This is a genomic window from Mycoplasma parvum str. Indiana, from assembly GCF_000477415.1.
Taxonomy (GTDB): Bacteria; Bacillota_I; Bacilli_A; order Mycoplasmatales; family Mycoplasmoidaceae; genus Eperythrozoon_A; species Eperythrozoon_A parvum.
The window spans coordinates 299,190-325,281 of the sequence record NC_022575.1 but is presented as its reverse complement, the minus strand read 5'-3'; the positions used below and the strand labels follow the sequence as shown (position 1 = coordinate 325,281).

The following is a 26,092-nucleotide window of genomic DNA, read 5'->3' as shown; positions in this document are numbered from 1 at the left end:
CTTTTTATAACTGAAAGCCTCCGTAAGAACGGGGGAATACAGATAAATCTTTAATATTTTTTAGACCAGTTAAAAACATTAATAGTCTTTCAAATCCCATTCCAAAACCTGCAGAAGAGAAATAACCATATTTTCTTAATTGCAAATATCACTCTAATTCTTTAGCATTTAAATTCATTTTTTTAATAGATGAGTTTAACTCATCTATTTTTCCCTCTCTTTCAGAACCTCCAGCCAATTCTCCGGCACCTTCAACTATCATATCGAAAGAGAAAGTAGTTTTTTTATCTTTACTTCTAGTCATATAAAAAGGTTTTTGATTAGAAGGAAAATTAGTAATAAATAATATTTTTGTATTTAAAAGTTTGCAAAGTGTTTGTTCATCTTCTTTATTCAATTCATCCCCTCAAGTCTTTTTTAAGAGTTCTATGCATTCACAATAATTAATTAACTTATATTTGGTTTCTTTAATTTTTAGTAATTTTCCCACTAAATCTTTTTCTTTAGAGACTTTGGAAATTAATTGTAAAGCCTCTTGACAATTATCTAATACTTTACTTAATAAATAATTGAAAAGATTGTAAGTTGTTTGAATTATTTTCTCTAGATTGGAAAATGATTCTTCAACTTCAATCATTCAAAATTCAGCTAAATGTGCTTGACTATTAGATTTTTCAGCTCTGAAGGTAGGCCCGAAAGAAAAACTTTTACCTAAACCTGAAGAAATAACTTCACAATAAAATTGACCACTAACACTCAACAAAACTTGTTCTTTTTTAAAAAATTCATTATATTCCGGCGCCAATTGAAATAATTCAGCTCCCCCTTCGCAAGAATTAGAAGTTAGGATTGGAGCAAAAGAGGGATAAAAATGATTTTCGTAAAAGAAATCATTCATAGCCTTAACAACTTCTCTTCTTATTAAATAAATAGCACTAAATAAATTAGTTCGATGACGAACTAATTGTTGACTTCTTAAGTAATCTAAAGATAATTCTTTGGGAATTAAAGGAAAATCAATGGATTTACTTAATAATTCTAGATGTGTAGCCTTTAATTCAAAAGCTTGTTTACCTCCTTTGGAGGGAGATAAAATTCCTCTAACTTCTACTGCATCCCCAAAAGAAATATTTTTACTTTCTAAACTTTTTCCATCTAAAACTACTTGAATGCCAGTTAGATTAGATCCATCAACTATTTGTAAAAATTCAATTGTTGAGAATTTTTGAATAGTTTTTATTCAACCCTTAACATAATATTCTTTTCTTTGAATATCTGAAGCCGTAGATAACAACTCATTAATAGAGATGGAATCTCTATCCATTATTTTTGTTTTTTTAAATTAATAAAATTTAACTATTAAATTTTAGTTGTTAGATTTTGGTTTTATGTTCATCAAATTTGTTGATTTAATTCTTTAATTTTTTTATTTAATAAAATTCAGTGGAGGCTAGATTTTTTATATAAACTTGTCAGTAAGTAAATATTAAATAGTTAAATTGACTAAATTAATTTCAGCAGTTTTAGCTATTGGGGGAGTTGGAGGGGGAGGTTTTTTAACTAAATATTTATGAAATAGTAATCATTTTGGAAGACTAAGAAATGAAGAAATTCCTCAAAATCAAGTAATGAATGTAGGAGAAAAGATGGTTTCGGGGGGGGCAGTTGATAACAAGTTAAGTTCATTGAATAGTGATTTAAGTCACAGAAAACAAATAAGAGAAGTTCCGGAAGTACATCCAGAAATAAGACAAATTTTTGCTAAAGAGATTGGGGAATTAGTTCAAAATAGAGAAGAAATTGAGAAGTTCAATGAAGTTAAAAAAGAGTTTTATCGATCACATAATTTTGCTGTTAAAAACTGAGATCAAGAAAAAAGTAAACAGATAGAACAAAAGATAAGAGATTACACAGTGGGTTTGCGACATAATTGTTCCATAGGTACTGGTTGAATACTTGATTATGAATGACCGCAAGATGAAAATAAATATCCAACTAAGTGATTTATTGCAACTAATGCTCATGTATTTGAGAGATTTGATTTTTCTCTAGGAAATAATTTTGACCAAAAACTCTCTCAAATTTGCAAAGGCAGAAGAGCCTCTAATTCTTCACTTCAATTAGCGATTTGAAAAGAAAAGGAAGGCGAAATTGGACAAAAAGAATTAAAGAAAGTTAGTGTTAAAGAAACAAAATTATTTTGAGCTGCAAGAAATCACTTAGGTGAAAATTCTCATAAAAATAATAAAGATTATTTCCACGACTTTATAGTTCTGGAAGTGGTATTTCATGATCAATACGACGCAAAAGATGCGACAGATAATTTTCACGGTAAATATGGAAAAGGAGAGAGAACCCCTTTAAATTTTTTCAATAAAGGAATTACAGAAAGTGAAAATAATTTTTTCGATGAGAAAACTTACAATACCGCTTATTATGTCGGCGGGTTTCCTGCTCGAGGAGGAGAACAAATGACTTTCAATCATAAAGTTGCAGAATACAGAAATTCTACAGCCGCTACTTTACATCAATCAACACTAAATTATGATCTTCAAAGATTAAATGAAGGTAAGAAGTCTCTCAGAGGATTAGGAGATACCTCTTTTAAATTGAAATGAGATGGAGGCTCATCTAATCAAGAATTAACAGGATTTCTTTATTGAATAAATCAAACAAATATTGGTGCTGGAGGATCAGGCTCACTAGTTGTTGACGAGAATGAAAATTTATTAGGTCTTTATTCATTTAGTTGAGGAGGTGATTTAGGAGGAGTGCAGCCTATAAGGTCTTATAGTTTAGATCTTTCTGGAGGTAAGAAATCTCCTAAGTTTGATTTAATTAGAGGCGCTGGAAATCAAACAAGTTCTTATAAGAGTCAATTAGACAAGTTCTATGCTAATGTAAAAACTTTCTTGAGAGAAAAACAAACTCAAGAATTCAATAGTTCTATTTAATTTAAGCTAAAAAAATTTAAACCCCCTGTAAGGGGTTAATTTTTTAAGTTTTCTTACAGAATCAAATGAAAGTTTTTATTAATTCATTTTTTTAATGAGGAACAATTAAATGGGAGAAAAATAGTCCAATGATCATAATAGTGAATAAACATATAAATGTTGCAATGAAAAGTACAACTATTAATATAACGAATTTTTTTTGTTTTGGCGTTAAAGGAACTTTCTTTTTTGATTCTTCGGAGTTTATTAATCCCCATCAAAAAAGAAATTCTCAAATATTCATTAATAATTGCTAGTATTTAAAAATATTTTTAAATTCAGATTATTTTTAAGAATTTTAGGAATTCTCTTTTGCTAAATGTGAAAGATTTTCGAAGAGAGTAAGTGGTCTTGTTTACTGTTTTTATCGTGAAAGATTAAGAGATGTTTTTAAGTTTTTATTCTCCTTTGTGAAAGTTAAATCCTAAATTTTTTAACCCTTCAATTAATTTTTTGTTATCTTCATCTTTTAATCAATTTTCTAATGAATAGCCACTCTTAGGTCCTACTTTGGGAATATTTAATTTACTTTCTAAGTCAGAATTAAATAATTCATTTAAAGAAGAAAACTTTTTTAAAAGTAGTTTTGCAGCTTCCCCACCTATATGATCTATTCCCAATCCAATTAGTATTTTTTGAGGGGAAGCTTTTTTACTTTCTTCAATAGAATTTACTAACTTTTTAAATAATTTTTTTTTAATTTTCAAATCTTTTGAAGAATAAATTTCTTCTTCCTTTTCTTTCAAAGAATAAATATCTAATATATTAGTTAAAAAACCTTTATTAATTAATTTTTCTATTATTCCTCTTGAAAGCCCCTCAATATCGACTGCTTGACGAGAGCAAAAGTGAACAATTCTACTAATTTTTTGTTCTCAACAATCTTTATTTCTGCAATATTGTAATTTATCTCCTTCTCCTAACACCAACATAGAAGAGCAAGAAGGGCAATATAACGGCATTTCATAAGAAGGTAATTCAGAATTACTTTCTGCAAATATAATTTGGGGAATTATTTCTCCAGATTTACATACTTCCACAGTACTTCCTTCTTTTAGATCTAATTTCTTGATATTGTCAAAGTTATGTAGCGAAACACATTCAATGCGGCTCCCATTAAGCACTATTGGTTCTAATTTACCAATATATGTAATTCTTCCACTTCTACCCACTTTAAGTTCAATTTTCAATAATTTAGTTTTTTTAACTAAACTAGGATATTTATAGGCTATAGCTCATTTAGGAAATTTAGCTGTATTCCCTATAATGCCATAATTCTCCAAAGAATTTAGTTTTATTACTAAACCATCATTAGGAATATCAATTTCATCTTTAACTTCTCCAAATTGACCTATAAAGTCAAGAAAAATATCTAAATTACTTCTATTTCCGATAATGGTTTTACTATATTCTTTTGAGGGAATTGTAAAACCAAATTTTCCTAAAGTTTCAATCATTTCCTCTTGTGTTTTTATAGGAAATTCCTTGTCTTTAGAGATAGGAATGATTCTATAAGCTATAAAACTTAATTTTTTGTCTGTTATTTGATCAAAATTTTTTAGTCTTAATGTTCCAGCTACAAAATTTCTAGCATTGCTGAAAGTTTTAATTCCCTTTTCTGAAGCTTCCTCTTGAATTTTTTTAAAATCAGACTTTAATATGAATACTTCTCCTCTAATAAGTATTTCTTCTGGAAAATTTTCAGAAATTTTAATCTTTTTAGGAATACTATTTATTCTTAAAACAGGTTCATATAAACTCTCCCCTTTAATTCCATCTCCTCTACTTAAGGCTTCTATTAGCTCCCCTTTTTTGTAATGCAAACTAATACTCATTCCATCAATTTTTGGTTCTATAAAAAATTCATTATTTTTGTAAGGTCTATTATTTTGCTTTAATATTTTTTCGATAGAATCGAAAAAGAGGCAAAGCTCTTCTGGATTGAAAGCATTATTTAAAGAAAGCATTGGCTCTAAATGCTCTTCTTTGAATTTTTTAGACTCAGAATAGACATGCCCTACTTTTGTTTCTTCCACTTTACCCCCGAGAGCTTTAAGTTTTTTTAATTTAAAGTCATAAATATCGTCAGGTAGTTCAGGTATTCCCTTATAATATTTTTCCTCTTCTTTCTTAAGCTCTTTTTTTAATTTCTCTATCCTTTGGTCCGACATACTATACTATTAATTTAAGTTTGAATTCTTTAATAGAAAAAAAGGTAGTAATAGCTCTTTCGGGAGGGGTAGATTCTTCAGTAGCCGCTTTACTTCTGAAAAAAGAAGGATATAGAGTCTATGGAATTCATATGATAAATTGGGATAGTCAATTAAATGAATTAGAAATGAATTCGGAATGTGAATCTCTTTCTAAAGATAGAAAATATGCTGAAGAAATTTCTAAAAAACTAGAAATACCTTTCTTTATCTATAATTTCACCTTTGAATATTGAAATTATGTTTTTAAACCTTTTATTTCTTTATTCAATAAAAATTTAATTGGAAATCCAGATATTTTATGCAACTCTGAAATTAAATTTGGAGTGCTTTTAAATAAAATTAAGCGAGTTTTTGGTCCTGATGTATTTTTAGCAACTGGACATTATGCAAAAATTATTACTTCTAAAAATAATTTTCTCTTAGGAACTTGTAAAGAAAATAAAAAAGATCAAACTTATTTTCTTTCTAAATTAACGCAAAATCAATTAAAAGAAATTATTTTTCCTCTCTCAGAGATAGATTCTAAAGAAAAAGTTAGAGAGATAGCCAAACAAAATAATTTTCCTAATTGAAATAAAAAAGGTAGTAGAGGAATTTGTTTTATTGGTAAGAGAAATTTTTATTCTTTTATTTCTAAATATATTGAGCCTAAAGAAGGTTCAATAATTGAGATTGAAAGTAAAGAATATTTAGGAAAACATAAGGGTTTATGTTTTTATTCAATGAATCAGAGAAAAGGTCAATTAGTTTCAGGAGGTAGAGAAAAATATTATGTTTGTGGAAAAAATGAAAAAGATTCTACCCTTTATGTTTGCGGAGAAAGTACTAGGGAAAAATATTTAAAGAAAAAATATTCTTTAGTGGAAAATTTGCATTGAATAAATAAACAACCGGAAATAGGAGAAAATATTTTTCTGAAATTCAAACATACCCCCACATTTATTTCTGGAATTATTAGGAAAATAAATAATAGGGGGATAGAATTAATGCATGAAAGTTGTTTTTCAACTTCACCCGGACAATATATAGTTTTTTATTCTGGAGATAAAAAACTATGTTTAGGATGCGGAATATATAGAAATTCTTTTTAAATAATGATTAAAGTAAGTCCAGCAGAGCTTAAGGAGCTTTGAATTAAGTATTTTAGTTCCAAAGGTCATGAAGTAATTCCGCCTCATTCATTAATACCACCTGAATATGATAAATCCACTTTATTTATTAATTCAGGTTTATGTGCCATCAAAAAATCTTTTATAGAAGGTAATGAAGCTTCTTCAAAAATTTGCACAAGTATTCAAAAAGTTGTGAGAACAGTAGATATTACTAGCATTGAAGAAGATTCATGACATAGTACTTATTTTGAAATGATGGGAAATTTTTCTATTGGGGGATATTTCAAAAGGGAAGCTATTCAATATGCCATAGAGTTTTTAATAACTCTCCTGAAAATAAATAAAAATAATTTAGTTATTACGGTTTATGAAGAAGATTCGGAGAGTGAACTAATTTGAAGAGAGCTTCTAGGAGAAGAAATTCCTATTTTGAAATTAGGGAAAGCAAATTTCTGAGAAATTGGCGAAGGACCTTGCGGACCTTGTACAGAAATATATTATGATAGAGGAGAAAAATATGATTTAGAGAACAAAAGTCTTAAATTGCTTACAGAAGGAATTAATAATGAGAGATATATAGAAATTTGGAATATTGTTTTTAGTCAATTTTGGGTAACTAAAGATAAGGAATATCTTGAATTAAAGCGAAAAAATATTGATACAGGTGCCGGTTTAGAAAGAATAATTACTATTTTGGAGGAGGCAGAAAATATTTTTTATAGTTCTTGTTTTTATCCTTTAATAAAAAAAATAGAAGAATTATCAATTCAAAATTATTCTTCTTCTAAAGCTCATTTTCAAATAATTGCTGATCATCTCAGAACATTAACTCTTTTAATTAGCGAGGGAGTTTCCCCTTCAAATAAAGGAAGAGGTTATGTAGTTAAAAAGTTGATTAGAAGAGTAGCAACTTCTTTGAAAATATTAGGAATTAAAGATTATTTAAATGCCTTACCTTCTTTATTAGAAATTTCTATTTCTCTTCTATCCCCCTTACATTCTTTTTTATTGGAAAAAATAGAAAATATTAAAGAAATTATTCTATCTGAATGTCAAATTTTTGAAAAAGTTCTGAATAATTTTTATAAAAGAATTATTCAAGAATTAGAGCAAAAGAATAATAATTTAGAAGAAAGATTATTTATTTTAGTAGAAAGAGAGGGGGCTCCTCTTGCTCTAATAGAAAAAGTACTAAGTGAGAGAAAAGTAGATTTCTCTAAAGAGAAATTTCTCAAACTCTTTGAAGAACATAGAAATAAATCTAAAAATGCAAAATTTTCTAATGCTTTTGATTTAAAAAATAATTATTAATTTATAAAAAACCTAAGTGTTTATTTTTAAAATTAATTAATTTTTAAAACCTTTTAAATTCTCAATTTATATATTTAGAGAAATTTAATTGTGTCACTCCCTAAAAATGAGTGGAAATTAACAACTTTAGATAAGTTAGGAAAAATATCATCTGGAAAGCCATATTCCAGAAAATATGAATTTCATCCTAAGTTACATAAAGAATCTATTTCTTTCGTTGGAGTTAAAGAAGTTGGTCAAAGTAGATTGCATATTTTGAAGTGCAATAGATATTATTTTTTAAACAAACTTTCCTTAATGAATAACAAATTATTTTCAAAAAATACAGTTTGTATTTCTATGTTAGGAAACTCACCAGGAGATGCAGCATTATTAAAAAATGATTCTTTTTTATCCACTAGTGTTTTTGGTTTTACTCCCTATAAGAATATTTCTAATCCTAAATTTATTAAGTATTGCTTAGATTCTCAAAAAGAAAAATTTGCATCTTATTCCGCTACAACCACCATTAGAAAGGCCTTACCTACTTATCAATTATTTTTAATCAAATTTCCTGCGCCCCCCCCAGGGTTCAAGGATTAATTGGAGATATTCTTTCAGCTTATGATGAATTATCTGAAAATAATGAACGACAAATTGAGTTATTAGAATCTTTAAGAACTTATTTTTATAAAAAATTATTACTAAATAATTTTCAAAATGATTGAAAAAAATTAAAACTGAAAGAAATTGTTAGTATTACAAAAGGAACAAAACCAGCAAGTCACGCGTTACAAAATCAATATATATATATATATATATGGTGAAAATGTGTATCCTTTCTTTACTTCTTCATTTGATACAAAAAGATCTTCAACTTTTTGTGAAAACTCTGCTGCTATTTTTATATCTCAAGGAGGGACAAATTTTCACACAAAACTTTTTAGAGGAAAATTCGAAGCTAGTAATGGAGTTTTTATATTAATACCTAAGGATATTGAATATTTTTATTTAATTTTTGAATCTTTAAAAAATATTCATATTCCAAGATTAAACCAAATTGTAGTTTCTAGTATACAACTAAGATGTTTAACGCCGTCCAAAATTAAAAATCTTGAAATACTAATCCCAGATGACAAAACTTTAGAAAAATTTAATGATTTTTGTGAAAATATTCAATTAAAAATTGAAAATTTACAGTCAAAAATAGAAATATTAGATAGAACTAAAAAAGATTTGTTAAATAGAATTTTTAACGAAAAATTAGAAATTTATTAATTTTTCAATTGATTAGAACTTAAAAATTCATTCCATTCATTTCACACTCATTTAGAGGAGTGAATATTCGATAAAAAATTGGAATTATTTCTATAAGAATTTAATTTCAAAATAAATTTTTCATATTCATTTATTTTTTGATCTTCTATTTGTATGAAAAAATTATTAGAAATAATTTCTTTTAAATTAGAAACTTGGTCTCATTCTTTAAAGCAAGAAAGAATTCTATTCATTAATCTGATTTTTTCATAATCTTGAATTTCTGTTTTCATAACTTTAAAAAATTTTTCATCTCCCCCTTCAATAAAGAGATTTTTTAAACTAATTTTTCAAATTTCTCCTGTAAAGGTATTTAAAACAGAAATACCTTGAGATCTTTTTCCGTAGTAAAAATCTAATAAGTAAACATAAAGTAGTAATTGTCATATTCAATTAATATCTCAACCCTTACGTTGAAATTTCAAATCAATAAGATAATTTTCTTTAATATCAAAAAAATCAAATTCTCAGCGAGAAACTTCACATTCAATGCTATATTCTTCACTAGTTTTTAGGGAATGAGTTTTTGTGAATTCATCTCAACTCATGAAATTTTCGCAATATGGCAAAAAAGCCTGAAAATGATTCATAATTGTCATAAAAATTAGTTGATTATCGTGATTTTCAAATTCTTCTTTCTCTAAAAAGAAAGAATATTTATTTTTATTTAAGTTTTCTAAATCTAAAAATCAAAATATTGATTCTTTTCTGGTACTTTTAATTTTGAAATATTTCTTACTTTCTTCAGTAGCTTCTTTAATTAAAAATCAATTTTCTTTTAAATTAATGGGTTTATTGTAATCTAAATTATTGGATTTATAGAAATTAATTAATTTTTCAATGAAAAACTCACTCCATTTTCCTAAATAACTAAAATTTTTATTAATTTTTTGAATTGAATCTTCAGATAGTCTAGAAGGAATAGAGGGAGTAATTTTTTGTTTTTCTTCAAAAAGAGTTAATGATACATTGTTTTGCTTAATATATTCTTTTTTAATTAGACTCATTATCTTAGGTTTAATGAAATTTAAAAATTTTTCAGTTTTTAAAAAGTTAATAGTTGTATATTCTTTAATATTTTTTTCATTTAGATAAAACAATGAATTTAAGTAATAACTAAATTGAAAGAATTAAAAAAAGTAATGAAATCTGAAGGGCAAAGACCAAATAAACAGCAATTAGCAATTATTGAATTTAATGAAAATAGAAATGTTGGGATTATTGCTGGCCCCGGCTCAGGAAAAACTTTTGTAATTATTGAAAAAATTAGATTCTATTTATCAAAAAAAATAGAGCCTAGAAAGATTTTATTAGTCACTTATACTAACAGAGGAATTATTGAAATTAAAAAGAGAATTAATCAATTTGTTAAAGCTAAACGAGAATTTGAATATGCCGGAACTTTACATGCAGTATGTAAAAAATTTTTAGAAGAAGAATTTAAAACTGAACTTTCTCAATTATTGAGCTGGAAATTTAGCAAATTAACTATTCAAGATGTAAAAGATAAATTTTTCTTTTTAGACGAAGAAATTAAAAATCAAATTCAAATAATTTTTTCAGAAAATCAAAAAGCCCCAAGCGAATTAGATAGAATTTATGAAATTGTATTAGAAGAGACTGAAAATGCTATCTCTAGAAATAAGATTGAAAATTATTTAAATCATAATTTTCAATTAAAAGTCGAAGCTTATGAATGACTCTCTCCTAGATTAAATATGAAAATGCAAAAATTTGCTTCCATAAGAGAAGAAATTATTCAGGTTTTAAAAAATGTTTTCAATTTATATCAAAAACAATTGGATAAAAAAGAAGCACTTGATTTTGATGATTTAATTATTTATTTTCATTATTTAGTTAGAAGAAATCCAGAGAAAAAAGAGAAAATTTCTGCTAAATTTGAAAAGATTTTAGTTGATGAATTTCAAGATATGAATTTCTTACAACTTTTAATAATTGCAGAGATATCAAATAATAAAAAGAATATTTTATTTGTAGGCGATCCTAATCAAGCTATTTATGGCTTCCAAGGAGCTTATCCAGAAATTTTTAGTTATTTTAAAACAAATATAGACTTAACAACAATTTTTTTCAATCTATCGCAAAACTATAGATCAACGCAAAACATTTTAAATCTTTCACATAAATTAATTCTTAAAAATAATCAGAAAGATATTTTTAATGAAATGTTTACTGAAAATGAATATGGTAAAAAAATTAATTTATTAATTAATAATAAGCGAGGAGGTTTGACCAAAAAAATTTATTCAATTATTAAAAATTTAGAAGCTTCAGGAATTAATTTAAATCAAATAGCAATAATTTCAAGAACTCATCTTGAAACCAAATATTTGAGAAAATGATTTCTACAAAAAGGTCTAAAATTTTTAGATTTTAATTTTTCTAAGCATATTTCTTGAAATTATGAAAGTTATTTTTTAGCTTGTTTAATTTCTTTAAGATTTTCAGCAAAACCATTCGCGATTAAATTCATCTTGGAATTCTATTTCAAAAAAGAAGAAATACCAGATTATTTCTTGAATCAAATAGAAGAATATTCTGATGATTTAGTTGAAAGTTTAAATTATTTAATTTCTTCTAATTTCGAAAATAAATGAATTTCGCGGGAAGATAAACAGTCAATTTCCAAAATTAAAAATCTTTGAAAGTTAATTGAAATAGAAATTAAGCAGAAAAAATCTTTTGATGCCGATAATAACCATTTTGAAAAAATGATTAATAATCAAGAAGATTTAAAAGAATGGATTAAGACAAATATGAATAGTAAATTGATGAAAGAAATTCAACATAAAAAGAGTACATGTATTAGTAATATTTTGCATTTCTATAAAGTTATGACTTATTACAGTAATTCTTCTATTTTTAAATTAAGAGAAATAGTAGAAACTTTGATAGTATATATTCAACATTTTGTAAGTCATATTACAGAAAATAATTATTTAAATTTTTCTACCGTTCACGGTGCTAAGGGTTCTGAGTTTGATTATGTTTTTATACTAAATCTAGTTGAAGATAAATTTCCTAAGCATTATGCTCAAACTCAACAAGATTTAGAGGAAGAAAGGAGAATTCTCTTTGTTGGTATGACTAGAGCTAAAAAAGAATTATGATTAGTTAGTGATTTGCCAATAAAGAATTCGAAAGTACGACAAGAAGATTTATTGAGTGTTCCTAAAGTTTCTAAATTTTTAAATGAATTAGAATGCTTTTCGAGCTCCAGTAAAGAAATAAATCTTTTAACTAGTATTTCTGGAGATATTCCTTTAGAAGCCTTTTATTTATAAAAATAAAATCAATTTTGTAATTCATTTCTTTTAAGAATGAAAAAGTTACAGAAATTAAAAATTTGATTTAATTCTGATGCATGAAAAGAATACCTTCATAAAAAAAAAATGCTCTTAATCATAAAATAAGTCCGGAAAGTGCTATTGAGATATTTAATTTAACTTGTTCTTTTAAAGATAAGAGAGTTTTACATTCTTTGTCTTGTCAAATTCGTAAAGGTGAAGTTTACGGAGTAGTAGGCCCCTCAGGGGCCGGTAAAAGTGTTTTTTGCGAACATTTAAATTGTTTACAAAAATCTGATACAGCTAATATCTATTATGCTTGCGACGAGAGAGTATTATTTTTCCAAAATAAATTAAAGAATTATAAAGCTATAAGGAGGGAAGTTGGAATGGTTTTCCAACTTCCCGATTATCAGCTTTTTAGAGAGACTGTTTTGCAAGATATCATTTTTGGACCCAAAATTCTCTTCAATTTGCCCATTTCGGAAATGCCTAAATGAGAGGAAAAGGCAAAAAAAATACTTAACGAATTATCTTTTCCTCTTGAATTAATTCATTCTTCACCTTTTAAATTATCTGGAGGTCAAAAAAGAAAAGTCACATTAGCTGGAATCTTAATATTAGAGCCAAAAGTAATTGTTTTTGATGAACCGATTTTAGGACTAGATCCTCAATCTGTTAATCAAGTTATAGATGTAGTAAAACAATTAAATAAAAAAGGAGTAACTATTGTTATTGCATCAAATAATATGGACTTTATTCTTGAAACTACAGATAAGATCCTATTTTTAGAAGATGGAAAATTAAAGCAAAATGATTACACTTTTTCTTTTTTTAGAAATTGCCCATCTTCCTTAATCAAGCCCAAAGTTATTCAATTTATTGAGAATTTAATTAGAGAAAATAAAGTTTTTGAGGAATTGTGAGATTATAGACCTAAAAATATTTCTGAATTATCTCATTCAATAGCCAATGTCATTTGCCGATCTAGTTAGATTAGATAGTCAAGGAGCTAACAAGCTCCTTGGATTAAATTATGCAGCTAAAGCGCACCCTTTGCTTAAATTGATTATTTTTATTCTTTCTGTATTCCTAGTTTTTTCTAAATTGGGAATATTTTTACATTTTTTATTAATTGGCTTTACAATTATTATTCTTTTTTTATCTGGCTGCCTTAAAGATTTATGAAGAAAATTAGTTGTACTTTTTATAGGAATTTATTTATTTCTTTTTTGCATTAATTGAATATTTAATAAAAATCCAGGTTTTTGAGATAATGATTATTTAACAAGCACTTATTCAGATTTTGCTATAAAATTCCAGAATTTATTTACTCAAAAACCTTTTTCTTTTTTTGGTAGAGGAAATAACCAGAATAGCGTTCAACAAGAAGGAATTAAAGTTGGTTGATTTGCTGGAGGAGAAGTTTTAAAGAGTTGTTGTGAAACTGTGTCTGATTGCAATTGCACTTGCAAAAGTGCGGGAGGCAAAAATAATATTGTTTCTGCCAACAATATTGAAGAATTAAAGCAATTATGTAAGTGCACTGCAGAACAAGCAACTACAAATTGCTGCAAAAATAATGGTGGTTGTATTAAAAATAGATTGGAAGGAAAAAATTATAAAGCGTTTTACGTAACCAGTAAAGAAGGAGATAAAAAAGTTGTAGTATTTTTCCCTAAATGATATACATTAACTGCCTTACAATTTATTCTGGCTTTTAATATGGCAAATAAATTAACTATGATTATTGCTCTTTCAAGAGCATTAAGCCATACTACAGATTTGACTTCTTTTACTTTTGCTGTAGGAGAATTAATAAGACCTTTAGCGGCATTAAAAATTCCTGTGAAGGAAATTACTCTTATTATTTCTTTAGCTATAAGATTCATTCCTTCTCTTCTTTTAGAAGCAATTAGAATAACCAAAGCTCAATCTAGTCGAGGAATTGATTTTAAAAATGGAAGATTTGTGGATAAAATGACAGCTTTTCTTTCATTATTTATACCTTTATTCATTATTTCGATGATTAAATCTAGAGAGTTGGCTAATGCAATGACTTCGAGAGCCTATTTACCTAAAGAAAATAGAACTAGATTTAAAAACTATTCCTTAACTAAACCTCAATTAGTTATGTTTGGAGGAATAATATTCTATATTATTATGTGTTATTACTTTGTTTTTGGTTCTTATTATTTCTCTCCTTTTAAATGAGTAGATCCTATTCTCTTACTTTCTCTCTAAATTTTCGTTGAATTTTCGTTGAAGTTTTGATTGGAAATTAATTCCAAAATATCTAGTAATATTAGCGAAATTATTATTAAAAAAGATATTTTTAGTAATTTTTTGAATTTTTTATATCGTTCTTTTTATACTTGCTTGGATAGCTCAACATTGGTCAATCGTAATTTTTCAAATTACTTCAGTTGTTATTTTCTATTTAGTTAAATATTTAAAAGCCAAAACTAAGGAGTTAAAAAAAGACAAGGGAGAAACTGGCTAGGATCTTTATAAATAATCAAAAGTTCTATTTGTATGAAAATTTTTAAAATTCTTCCCGTTACCTTTTTCTATTGTTTTTTCGATTAATTAATTTTTTAAATATAAAAATAAAACAATAAAAAAATAAATTTAAAAGAGTAATTTCACAAGAAAATCCCCGAAGAGGGGAAAAAGTAAAAGCTATAGAGGTTAATAAACTTTGCTTTTCTTATACAAAAAATAAACCTTTTATAAAAAATTTATCTATCTCGCTTGATTCTGAAAAATATTTTTGTATAGTAGGGCATAATGGTTCTGGTAAATCAACTTTTTCAAAACTTTTGACAAGTTTATTAAAGCCTCAATCAGGAACTATTCATATTTTCAATAAGCCTATAACTAGAATAAATTATCAACAAATTTTCTCTTTTTTGGGAGTGGTTTTTCAAAATCCTGATAGTCAGTTCATTACTTCTTCAATTGAAGAAGAGTTAGCTTTTGGTCTTGAAAATAAAAAAGTTCCTCCAGCTTTAATGTCCAAAATAGTTTCTGAATTAATTGAAGCTTTAAATTTAGAAGATTTAAAAAATAAATCTCCAGCTATTCTTTCTGGAGGGCAAAAACAAAAAATTGCTATTGCCTCTGTTTTGGCTTTTAATCCAGCATTATTTTTATTTGATGAATCTAGTTCTTTACTCTCCCCAACAGAAAAACAACAAATTGTTAAATTAATGAAACAATTAGTTGTAGATTACAAGAAAACTGTAATTTCAATTACTCACGATATGGAAGAATTATTACAAGCTGATGAGATAATTATTTTTTCCAAAGGAAAAATTGTTTCTCATTTAAAAAGTGTTAAAGAATTATTTAAGCTACCAGCTTCTTTTTTTAAAGAATTATCTCTAACTCCCCCTTTTTCTATTCAATTAGGTAATTCTTTATTAGAGGAATATTCATTAAATATTCCTTCATTTTCCTCTGAAGAAGAATTAATTAAAAATATTTCAAAATTAATAAACAAAAATTAAATTTTTAAGTTAATTTTCAAAGTTATATAATTAATCTTTAAAATCTTAAAATATATTGGTTTTTTAAGATAAAGGTTTTTAATTAATTTGCCAATTAAAAAGATAGTGTTTTCGGAGGCTCCTGCAGAAAACTCTGAAAATTTATCTTCTTTTAAAAAATATTTTTCACTTTTCTCTTTTTCTGTTTTATTTTGCGTAGGACTTATTTTTTCCCTTTCCCTTTCTTTTTTAATTTTTCCGTTTTTGGTATTTTTTTTTCTAGCTACTCAAATAGCTGAAAAAATATCTTTATTTATAAATAATTGAAGATGAGGTAGTCCTTTTGGCCTTTCTTTTGAAACAATTGCTGCAGCTTTTTTAGATGATGATTCATTTATTAATATTGAAGCTGTTTTTTCTAGAAGAGGCGAGAGAAATCAATTTAAAGTTACTAAAGAGATGATAGATGAAAAGATGGAGAAAGGAAATAATTTAAGAGTTCGAAAGAAATACTAAATTAATTTTTTCATTGAATTTTTTCTGTTAAAGCGCGAAAGGGCGTAAGTTCGCCTTCAATAAATATAAATTTTTTTGGTTTCTAATTATTTAATAATAATTTAAGGGATGCCTTTAAAAGAAAAAATTCAAACATTTATGAACAACAATCATAAAACAGCTTATGTTTTCATAGCTTCTCAGGAAATGATTAATTTATTGAGCGGAGCTAAAGGGTTAAAACTTTCATCTAGTTTGGATCCCAAATTAGTAGATTTTTATGAACTTCGTTTAGGAAGGGTAGATTATTATGTGAAAGAAATATTAAATAAGAATTATTTTTTAGTAAAAAAAGAATTTTTTTCTGATGTTTTAATGACAATTAAAGAGGCTAAAGATGTTCCGACAGAATTTGGTCTTGTTTATTTAGACACTCAATATCCACTGGATGTTTTACTTAAGAAAGAAGATGAGCTTACTTTAATTGAGCCTCCAAGTCAATCAGTTATTCCTGAGCCCTCTTCAGGCTCATTCATTAAACAGTCAGATTTAGAGGAAGAGTCTATTGAACTTTCTAAAAAATTTAAGAAACATGAAAAAATTCGATTAAAGTCTTTTTCTTGAAGATCTTGTTTTTTCTCTCCAGATGAGCTTTTCTCTAATTTTTTACTTTTAGAAGGGCAAAAAATTGCTGAAAAAATAATTAAAGAGCACGACAATAAAAAAGAAAATCTAAATCCTCTTAGCTCTGATATTTCAAAGCCACAAGAAAAGAAAGATTTATTGGATTTAGTTCCTACTCCAGAAGAGAAATATCAAGAACTGATTAAAAAGCCTTGCAAATCATTACAAAGAGCTAAATATTTTAATGCTAATTTTCCATTTTCTTTAGTTAGGGAATTAAATAATTCCCACCACTTTTGATTTTCAATTTCCACCCAATATAAGAAAGTCGATGATTTTGCAATTCAATTAAAGAATTATTACAGCTCTTTAAATCCTAGACAATTAGAACAATTAATTTCTAAAAGAGAGACAAATAATGAGCTTGATGCCAATCTTTGATCTAATTTGCAAAAAAATGTAATTTTACAAAAATATGATGGGCAAGATAGCTCATTCAAACAATTATTAGATCGCAAAATTAATGAGTTGAATAGCAAAAATAATGATTTAAGCGCTTATCTTGTTGATTTAAAAGAAAAGCTATTTGTTAAGGGAAAATCTCCAGAAAGTGATCTTCTATATCTTCAAACAATGAAAGAAAAAAAAGGAATTTTAGAAGATATTGAAAAAACAATGAGATTATTAGAAGAATATTCTTCTAGAATTCAAAAATTTTCTTCTTTGAGTAATTTTGATGCAAAATTCTATTTAACTATTTTCGGCTCAAATGCTATTCTTTCTCAATATGATTGACAGGTTGGAAATACTTTATTTGAACTTAATGATCAAATAAATGAAATTATTTATTATCAACAAGAAATTGAGAGAGTTTTATTTGAAAAATTAAGTATTTTACATAAAGCTAGAAAAGCTGAATTGAAATTAGAGTTTTTATCACAAGATCAAGAATTATCTAAATTGATTTATCAACAAAAGGAAAAAGAACAAAAATTGAAAAGAACTGATCAATTAAAAGAATTAGAAATTAAAGGATCTCTTGAAATTTCTAAATACAATATTCAAAAACAAATTGATCAAGAAAAAAATAAATTATCTAAATATCTTGATAGATTAAAGAGGCTTGATTCTTATGCGGATTATGAAGATAGATCTAGAAGTCTTCGAGAAAAAGGAGATATCTTTCGAGAAAAAGTTGATAAATATAGGGAAGAAATTTATGCGATGAAATTGAAAGTTGAGAGAATTGAAAATCAATATGCTTCATTTATTTCCACTTTAAGGGGAGAAGTGCAAGATTTTCAAAATAGTATTAGCACTTCCTATGCTTCACATTTATCATTAATGAATAATGCAATGAGTAAAGTATGAAAAGATTGAGCTCTTCAAGGAATTGAATATATTGAAAAAATAATTTCTAGAAAGGAGAAATTAATTAGAGAATTTTCAGAAATTATTGTTCTGAATTTGAAGAGAATGTATTTAAATCAAGAAAATCTTTTTCAAGAATCTAAAACAAGAGAAAAAGAATGAGAAAGAGTTTATAACGAAATGGTTGATGAATTTAAGACATTAGGTTATTTTTTATCAAAACCTAAACCTTCAGAAAGCTATTACAGATTTTTGCCTAAAATGGAAAAATCTCACCTTTCCTTATCTCCGGAAATAGAAAAACTTATTTATTACAAACCTTCTTTGAAATATACTATTCCAAAAATTAATGAGTTAATAGGTCTTTCTCCTAAATTGTTAAATGATGAAGATTTCTTAGTTATTGATCAAGTTTGAGCTAAATTGACACCCTTACAAGAATATCGTTTAAAAAAGAAGGTCGAAAAAGAATCTAAGGAAAAAAATAAGAAAAGAATAGAAGAGTTAATAAAACAAAGTAAAAATGATATGAATAAAAGGTTAGAAGAAAAGAATTACAAATTCAAAACATTAACTTTTGAGAACAATTTTCCTCAAGAAGCTGATGAAGAAGAACGAATTAAAAAATTGAAATTATTTGAAAAATCTCAATTTCATAATTGAAAAGAAGCTAATTTCACTACTTCAGAAGTTAGATATAAATTTAAAGATATGCTGTCTAATTTAACTCAAAAAGTAATGACTTTAAAAGGTGTAGAAGTTTGGGGAAATAGATTAAATATTAGTGATAAAGGGGAATTAGAAAATCCAGATTTAGTTGAGAGATTAGGTGAATGGGATTACTTTATCAAATCTAAAGAAAAATTAAGTTTCATAGAGTCTTGCGGTCTTTCTTCATTTAAACTTGATGAATCAGAAACTTTTTCTTTAGAAGATGAAAGTTATTTATCAATTCTAGAGGCTTTAGAAGAGAGAGATAAAGAAATAAAAGAGAAAAAAGCTTCCATTAAATTAAATAAACCTACAATAGATGATTGATTAAATTTAAATCTAAAAAGATATAGAGAAGAAAAGAAGAAAATTGATATTGTTGAGGTAAAAGAGGGATTATTAGAGCTAGAGAAAGAAATTGAAACTCTTAAAAAAGCTTCTGGCAATTACAAAGAAGCTTGTGAAATTGAAAAGACAAAGAGAGAAATTCTTTGCGAAGAAATGAAAGATGATTTAGAGGATCTTCAAAAATATTTGGATGGTAAGTCTAAAGAATTAGAAGAAATATTTATGGAGTTACAAGGAATGATGGATTATACTTTTGAGGATATAAGCAAAAAATTAGCTGAAAGAAGAAAAAATATTGTAGAAATTAAATTAGAAAAAGAATCTTCTACTTAAGATGGGAAATAGATTAGATAGAGTTACCGGTAGATGTTCAAAAACCGGTAATAATAGATCTAAAGCTATGAATGCAACTAAAAGAGCTTGAAATTTAAATATTCAAAATTTTCAATTAATTGATGCTAAAACAGGTAAAAAGTTTAAAGTTCGAACTTCTGTTAAAACTGTTCGAACTTGAAGAAAAAATGGAAAAATTAAATAGATATGTCTAGATATTTAGGGCCTCTTTATAAAAAATCGAGACAACATGGTTTTTCTTTTTATGAAGATGGAAGAGAATTTGCTAAAGGAAAGCAAAGGGAATATGGCCCCGGACAACATGGTCCAACTAAATTTAAAAAATTAAGTTTACATGGTGAACAATTAAGAGAGAAGCAAAAACTTGCTATTTTATATGGTTTACGTGAAAAACAAATGAGAAGATTTTTCAGAATGGCAAAAAAGATGCAAGGTTCTTTAGCTCTTAATTTTCTTATTCTGCTGGAAAGTAAATTAGATAATTTAGTTTTTCGTTCTGGAATGGCTAATACAAGGAGAGCTGCTAGACAATTAATAGTGCATGGCCATATTAGATTAAATGGAAAAAAAGTCGATATTCCTTCTTATATAGTCCCAGTTTCTTCGATTATTGAGGTTGCTGAAAAAAGTAGAAATATACCTGTGGTTAATTTTTTTCCAAATTTTACCCCTCTACCTTTTATTCAACTTGAAAATAAATATAAAGCTGTTTATTTAAGACATCCAGAAAGGGCTGAAATTAATTTGGAGTTAAATGAAGTATTTGCTACTGAGTGATATAAACAATATACTTAATTCATAATTCAATTTTTCAGTTAAATTTTTTAGTATATAAGGATACAAAAAATAACAGAATGTTTACTTCCTGAACTATCCCATTTTAATAATTCTCTTTTAATAGATATAGGGGCAGATTTAGGCCTTTTAGGCCTAAATTTACTCTCTAAAAAATTAGTCAATAATGTTTGGAATATTGAATTAAGTAAAAAAGCTTTGGAAAGTTCTAAAGAGTTATATACTAAGAAAGAATTAGAAAATTGCTCTGAGTTTATTTATTCTAATGGTTTTATTAATTTATCTAAAAAAATTAATTTAAAAACTTTTTCTTCTTCTAATTTATTAATAATTGTTTTAGCTGGGCTGGGCTCAACGACAATTCTTAAAATTTTGGAAAATTATCCTAAAGAATGGGTAAAAATAAAAAATGTTTTAATTCTAATTCTTCCACATACTCATCCTTTAAAAATATTTGATTGATTCAAACAAAATGAATGAAAGCTGAGAAAAGAAAAATATTTTCGATACAATAAAAAAATTTATCCAATCTTATTATTTTCTAAAGGTTTAAATAAACTTGAAAGTTTTGAGATATTAGCAGAAAATTCTAAAAGTGATTTATATTGAGAATATTGAGATAATTATTATGAATGGAGAGCTAAATTTAAAAAAAATAAGGAAGACAAAAGTATTAAACAATGAATGGAATGATATTCTAAAGTTAGGTTGAATAAAAAAATTTAATTTTTTTATTTCTTTTTAAAAAAATAAACTAGCTGAATTACAGCTAGTTTTTAATTATTAAAAAATGATTATCTAATGGAAGAACAGTTTAAAAGCTTTTTTGTCAATACTTTAAATCTTTTTACTGAAGAAGAATTTGAAGCTTTAACAAAAAAAGCTGAATTAAATCAAACTCTTTCTGATCAATGATTAGATATTTATATTGAATATTTTGAAGAGCCTTTATTTTCAGAATTAATTAAATTTTTTAATTTTTCCTCATCAGTTTGTTTTATACATCTGAAATTAAATTTTCTTTACGATACATCATCCTTATATAGATTAATTACAGAATGATTTAAATATTTTTCTTTCAAAGCTGATGAAAAAGAAGAATTCTCTTTAAAAGAGAAAAATATAATTTTTGAATTTCCTCAATTGATTTTTAAAACTGAGAATGAAAAGCAAGAAAAATATTTGTCAATTCATAGTAATTATTTACAAGAATTTTTGGAATATTTATTTGGTTATCACCAAATGTGAATTTCTGTAACTAAAGTAGATAATATTCCTATAACTCCGATTTTGAATCCAAATTCTGATGAATTTAGTGAAGTTAGATTTTTTCATAAAAGAGAAAAGGGTGAAACAAATAAAGGAAATTACAAGTTATATTTTTTAGAAGAAATTGAGAATTATTCATATAAAAAGAGAAAGGCCTTTAAAGTAGGATTTACAGATTCAAAAAATCACTATTTCTTAATTTTAGGAAGATTCATAGAAGAACAGGAAAAATTAAATATTTTGAGAATGTTGAAAGTTGGAGAATGATTTGAAATTGAATTTAAGTTGGATGTGGAGCATCTTTCCAAGACAAAAACACTCTCTAATTATGACGGTTGACTGTTAAATTGTGAAGAAGGAATAGCTCCAAAGGAAATTCAATATATCGATTTATCATCAAAAAAAGCCTTCCCTTTGAATGTTTACACTAAATATTCAAGCTTTGATGGTTTATTTACTACCGAAGAGTGAGCAAAATTGTCTGCTGAATCTGGTTACAAAGTATTAGCATTGACGGATTTTAATAATGTTCATTCTTTCCCAGAATCTGAAAAAAGCTTTAAAAAATATAAATTAAAGCCTCTTTATGGGGCCGAATTTGAAGTTATTTCAGATAGATTGAAAATTCTTGATAATTTTGAAGTTTGAAAAGCTGAAAATGAAATAATTTATTCAATTTTCGATATTGAAACTACTGGATTAAATCCTTTATTTGATGAAATAATAGAAATTTATATCTTGAAATATAGCTTCGGAACTGTAATTGAGAATTATCACAGCTATATTAAATGCAATACTAAATTGAGTAAAGAAATTATTGAGCTGACACATATAACAGAAGAGCAATTAAATAGCTTAGGGAGAGATAAAAAGGAAGTGTTAAAAGAAGTTAGTGACTTTGTTGCTGGAACTATTTTAATGGCCCACAATGGAATAGAATTCGATCTTCCATTTTTAAATTCTGAGCTTAGAAAGTCTGATCTAGAAATTCTAAATAATCCTATTTTAGATACTCTAAAGTTATGTAAAGCTCTTGAAGATGAAAAAAAATCTAAATCTTATTCATTATCAGCAATATCTAAAAAAATGTCCTTGAATATTATAGAACAAAAATTACACTCTTCGGAATATGACACTAAATGTTTAGCTAAATTATGGAGAATTTGGGAGAAACAACTTTCAGAGCTTTTTCTAGACCCTTATACATATGAGGGGTTAAGTAATTTAAATACTTTTTTCGATCGAAAAAAATTATTACGAAATTATTTTGGCAATAATGTCATTATTTTTGCAAAAAATCAAAAAGGACTTGAAAATTTATATGAATTAGTTTCTGTAGCTCATACTGAGAATTTTGTTGATAGGCCAAGATTGTATTGAGAGGCGATAGAATCGAGAAGAGAAGAATTAATTATTCTTTCTTCCCCTACTAGCAGCTCTATTATAAATGCAATTTTGAATAATAATTTTGAGTTATTTAAAGAAGAAGGGATAAAATTTGATTATTTAAGTTTACCTCCACCCTCCAATTTCTGGCATGAAATTAATAGAGGCTTTTTTACATTAGAAAAAATTGAAATTCTTTTAAAAACATTCTATGAATGGGCAAATAATTGTAAGTTTAAAGTAATTGCAAATTATTGCTTGAAATATCAGGATTATAGGGAAATTGAACAATATAAAGTGTTAGTTCATGCTAAAAATATAGGAGGAAAAAGACATTATTTGTTCTCTAGCAAACATAGCAATGATGTTTTGCCTGATTATTCTTGGAGAACTACTGAAAGATTCATTTCAGAATATGCTTTCTTACCTCTTTCTGAGGAAGAAAAGGAAGGTTTGTTCTTCAGCAATAGAGAAGAATTAGCTGATAGAGTGGATGAAGGAATTATTATCAATAAAACAACATTATCTCTTCCAAAAATAGAAGGAGCATTAGAAAACATTAAAAGTTATATTGCCAAGAAAATAGAAGAAAAATATGGAAAAAAAACTAATAGCTTTTTACAAACAACATTAGACAAAGAATTAAAAGGTTTAGTTGATAATGGATATGAATCTGTATATTGATGCGCTCACCTTCTTGTTAAGAAATCTAAAAAAGAAGGATATTTAGTTGGATCGAGAGGCTCTGTTGGGTCCTCCTTTTTGGCTCATATATTGGAAATAAGTGAGGTAAATCCATTACCCCCTCATTATTTTTGTAGTCAATGCTCTTTCTTTAAATTGTGTGCTAATTTCATAGAATCTGGTTTTGATTTAGAGCCTAGAGTCTGCCCTGAATGTTCTACTGATTTATTGACTGATGGTCAAAATATTCCTTTCGAAACTTTCTTGGGATTAGAAAGAAAAAAAGTGCCAGATATTGACTTAAATTTTTCTGGACAATATCAACAAAAAGCACATACTTTTTTAAGAGAGCTTTTCGGAAAAGATCATACTTTCAGAGCAGGAACTATTTCTGCTGTTGCAGAAAAAACTTCTTTTGCTCTTTCTAGAAATTATTTACAAGATAATCAAATTACCTTTAATAAAGGATATTTACACTGATTGGCTTATAAATTAATTGATATAAAAAGAACTACTGGACAACATCCCGGAGGAATAATTGTTATTCCCAAGGGAGATTCTATTCATAAATATACTCCTGTTAATTTTCCAGCAAATGATATAGAAAGTGAGTGATTAACTACTCATTTTGATAAAGATACTTTTAAAGATTCTTTATTCAAATTTGATATTCTAGGTCAAGATGATCCAACAATTTTAGCCCTTTTATCAAGATTTACAGGAGTTAATTTAGAGAGAATAAGTTATAGAGATAAAAAAATATTAAAGATGTTTAGCGATATTAGTGTATTAGATATCCCACAGGAAAAATTAGATATTTTAGGGGAAATTGTTGGAACTATAGGGCTTCCTGAATTTGGAACTGAAAAAACTAGAGAAATTGTTAAAGCTTGTAGAAATAGAATTAATAATTTCTCGGATTTAATTAGAATTTCAGGAATTAGTCATGGAAAAAATGTATGAAAGAATAATATAGAAAAATTAATTTCAAATAAAAATTTATCTTTAAGCGAAGTTATAACTTGTAGAGATGATATTATGAATTATTTATTAAAGAAAAAAATAAGCATTCAAGATGCTTTTAGAGTAACAGAAAGTGTAAGAAAAGGTTATGGAATTCCTAAAGAGGATTTACCTCTTTTAAGATCAGTTGGAGTTCCTGAATGATATATTGAGTGTGCCAATAAAATTACTTATATTTTTCCTAAAGCTCACGCAACCGCTTATGTTTTGATGTGTTGAAAAATAGCATTTTTCAAGCTATATTATCCTGTAGAGTTTTATGCTGCTTATTTAACTATTACTAATAGACATTTTGATATTGAAACTATTATTACTAATGATTTACTATATATAAAAAAAAAATTTCAAGAAGGAAAGTTATTAATTAAGGGTAAAAAAAGTGGAGAAAATATAGAAAAAACTAAATATTTAGTAATTATTTATGAAGTAGTTATGGAAATGCTTTCTAGAGGAATTACTTTTAAAATGGTTGATTTAAATGAGTCTTATGCTTCTATATTTAAACCAGATGCAAAAAATAGGACTATTCTACTCCCTTTTTCTTCTATTTCTAGATTAGGTAATATAACTGCTAATCAAATAGAAGCGGAAAGAAAAAGAGGAGGAATATTTAAAAATAGAGAAGATTTAGAGCAACGAGTTAAATTAAATTCTCCTATATTAAAGTTATTTGAGCAATTGAAAATCATAGAAGAAAAAATTAAGGTTTAGTTATCTTTGAGTATTAAGTTCATAACTGAATTTAAATTTAAAATTCCTGGATAAACTATCTGTAATTCATAAGCTTTAATTTTTTTAAGTTCTTCTATTCCAATCTTTTTTAATTTATTTTCTAAATGAAGTTTTAAAATTTGCGAATAAGTGAGCACTCAAAAAGATGATTCTGAGTGAAAAAAATGAATCAATAAAAGTGCATGCCCTCCGCAAAAATTAATTTCTTCCATTTGGGATAATTGATGTTGCTTAATTAAAGAGAAATTGAAATTTTTTTCTTTTGTTTCTTTTAATTCAATAGAAAAATATTTACCTAGATAAACTCCATAAAAATCTAAATCCCCTTTTGAGATCAATTTAACCTGAAAAGAAGATTTAGATAAAGCATCAAAAATATTTCGTTTTTTATACGTAACATGACTGAAATCAGGATTAGTTTTTCTTAAATAAGCAACTTTTTTGATTCTATAGTATTCTGAAGTTTTTAACATTAATTCTTCCAATAATTTTCCTCGATTTTTGAAAGTAAGATAACTCATATTTTTTTAAATCTCTTCTCAATTATTTATTACTTTTAAAAGCTAAAAAGGCATA

19 protein-coding genes are annotated in these 26,092 nt (G+C 26.3%); 15 read left to right on the top strand and 4 right to left on the bottom strand.

Annotation, left to right across the window (positions count from 1 at the left end; all coding sequences use genetic code 4):
* Positions 1–4: 4 nt before the first annotated feature.
* Positions 5–1,324, bottom strand: a complete 1,320-nt coding sequence (gene asnS, locus PRV_RS01720; protein ID WP_022769873.1) for an asparagine--tRNA ligase — start codon at positions 1,322–1,324, stop codon at positions 5–7.
* 175 nt (positions 1,325–1,499) lie between these two features.
* Between asnS and PRV_RS01715 the strand changes: the two genes are divergently transcribed.
* Entirely contained in the window at positions 1,500–2,954 is a 1,455-nt protein-coding gene (locus PRV_RS01715; RefSeq protein ID WP_022769869.1) for an MIP family Ig-specific serine endopeptidase, read from the top strand.
* A 437-nt stretch (positions 2,955–3,391) separates the two neighbouring features.
* Here PRV_RS01715 and ligA read toward each other — a convergent pair whose 3' ends face one another.
* Complete coding sequence (gene ligA / locus PRV_RS01710) at positions 3,392–5,164, bottom strand: NAD-dependent DNA ligase LigA (RefSeq protein WP_022769861.1); 1,773 nt, start codon at positions 5,162–5,164, stop codon at positions 3,392–3,394.
* 20 nt (positions 5,165–5,184) lie between these two features.
* On the opposite strand from ligA, the gene mnmA reads away from it, so the two are divergent.
* From mnmA to PRV_RS03130, 4 genes are all read left to right on the top strand, one after another.
* Positions 5,185–6,297: a tRNA 2-thiouridine(34) synthase MnmA gene (gene mnmA / locus PRV_RS01705; RefSeq protein WP_022769857.1), complete on the top strand. Its 1,113-nt coding sequence runs from the start codon at positions 5,185–5,187 to the stop codon at positions 6,295–6,297.
* A gap of 3 nt (positions 6,298–6,300) precedes the next feature.
* Entirely contained in the window at positions 6,301–7,629 is a 1,329-nt protein-coding gene (locus tag PRV_RS01700) for an alanine--tRNA ligase-related protein (RefSeq protein ID WP_022769854.1), read from the top strand.
* 90 nt (positions 7,630–7,719) lie between these two features.
* Positions 7,720–8,211 carry a restriction endonuclease subunit S gene (locus PRV_RS03135; RefSeq protein WP_022769037.1) on the top strand — a complete coding sequence of 164 codons (492 nt, stop codon included), beginning with the start codon at positions 7,720–7,722 and terminating at the stop codon, positions 8,209–8,211.
* Positions 8,212–8,358: 147 nt separating this feature from the next.
* Complete coding sequence (locus PRV_RS03130; protein WP_236608061.1) at positions 8,359–8,886, top strand: restriction endonuclease subunit S domain-containing protein; 528 nt, start codon at positions 8,359–8,361, stop codon at positions 8,884–8,886.
* Here the strand turns inward: PRV_RS03130 and PRV_RS01685 are convergent.
* The gene (locus tag PRV_RS01685; RefSeq protein WP_022769848.1) at positions 8,883–10,025 is read right to left on the bottom strand and encodes a hypothetical protein; all 1,143 of its coding nucleotides are present in this window, start codon (positions 10,023–10,025) and stop codon (positions 8,883–8,885) included. The genes PRV_RS03130 and PRV_RS01685 overlap by 4 nt on opposite strands.
* Positions 10,026–10,046: 21 nt before the next feature.
* On the opposite strand from PRV_RS01685, the gene PRV_RS01680 reads away from it, so the two are divergent.
* The 10 genes from PRV_RS01680 to PRV_RS01630 all read left to right on the top strand — a co-directional run bounded on the left by PRV_RS01680 (position 10,047) and on the right by PRV_RS01630 (position 25,495).
* Positions 10,047–12,230 carry an ATP-dependent helicase gene (locus PRV_RS01680; protein ID WP_022769844.1) on the top strand — a complete coding sequence of 728 codons (2,184 nt, stop codon included), beginning with the start codon at positions 10,047–10,049 and terminating at the stop codon, positions 12,228–12,230.
* Positions 12,231–12,427: 197 nt separating this feature from the next.
* Entirely contained in the window at positions 12,428–13,228 is an 801-nt protein-coding gene (locus PRV_RS01675) for an energy-coupling factor ABC transporter ATP-binding protein (protein ID WP_022769837.1), read from the top strand.
* Positions 13,206–14,477, top strand: coding sequence for an energy-coupling factor transporter transmembrane component T (locus PRV_RS01670; protein ID WP_022769833.1), 1,272 nt, complete (start codon positions 13,206–13,208; stop codon positions 14,475–14,477). Before PRV_RS01675 ends, PRV_RS01670 begins: the two co-directional genes overlap by 23 nt.
* A 398-nt stretch (positions 14,478–14,875) precedes the next feature.
* Positions 14,876–15,745 carry an ATP-binding cassette domain-containing protein gene (locus PRV_RS01660; protein ID WP_043896060.1) on the top strand — a complete coding sequence of 290 codons (870 nt, stop codon included), beginning with the start codon at positions 14,876–14,878 and terminating at the stop codon, positions 15,743–15,745.
* A 105-nt stretch (positions 15,746–15,850) separates the two neighbouring features.
* Positions 15,851–16,240: a hypothetical protein gene (locus PRV_RS01655; protein WP_144062303.1), complete on the top strand. Its 390-nt coding sequence runs from the start codon at positions 15,851–15,853 to the stop codon at positions 16,238–16,240.
* A 108-nt stretch (positions 16,241–16,348) separates the two neighbouring features.
* Positions 16,349–19,606: a hypothetical protein gene (locus PRV_RS01650; RefSeq protein ID WP_022769817.1), complete on the top strand. Its 3,258-nt coding sequence runs from the start codon at positions 16,349–16,351 to the stop codon at positions 19,604–19,606.
* 1 nt (position 19,607) lies between these two features.
* Positions 19,608–19,811 carry a large ribosomal subunit protein bL28 gene (locus PRV_RS01645; RefSeq protein ID WP_022769814.1) on the top strand — a complete coding sequence of 68 codons (204 nt, stop codon included), beginning with the start codon at positions 19,608–19,610 and terminating at the stop codon, positions 19,809–19,811.
* A 2-nt stretch (positions 19,812–19,813) separates the two neighbouring features.
* Positions 19,814–20,422, top strand: coding sequence for a 30S ribosomal protein S4 (gene rpsD, locus PRV_RS01640; protein ID WP_022769813.1), 609 nt, complete (start codon positions 19,814–19,816; stop codon positions 20,420–20,422).
* Between the two features lie 36 nt (positions 20,423–20,458).
* Positions 20,459–21,148: a tRNA (adenine(22)-N(1))-methyltransferase TrmK gene (locus PRV_RS01635; RefSeq protein WP_330216741.1), complete on the top strand. Its 690-nt coding sequence runs from the start codon at positions 20,459–20,461 to the stop codon at positions 21,146–21,148.
* A gap of 75 nt (positions 21,149–21,223) precedes the next feature.
* Complete coding sequence (locus PRV_RS01630) at positions 21,224–25,495, top strand: PolC-type DNA polymerase III (RefSeq protein ID WP_022769802.1); 4,272 nt, start codon at positions 21,224–21,226, stop codon at positions 25,493–25,495.
* On the opposite strand, the gene PRV_RS01625 is transcribed toward PRV_RS01630, so the two are convergent.
* Complete coding sequence (locus PRV_RS01625) at positions 25,492–26,037, bottom strand: Holliday junction resolvase RecU (protein WP_043896057.1); 546 nt, start codon at positions 26,035–26,037, stop codon at positions 25,492–25,494. The genes PRV_RS01630 and PRV_RS01625 overlap by 4 nt on opposite strands.
* Between the last annotated feature and the right edge of the window lie 55 nt (positions 26,038–26,092).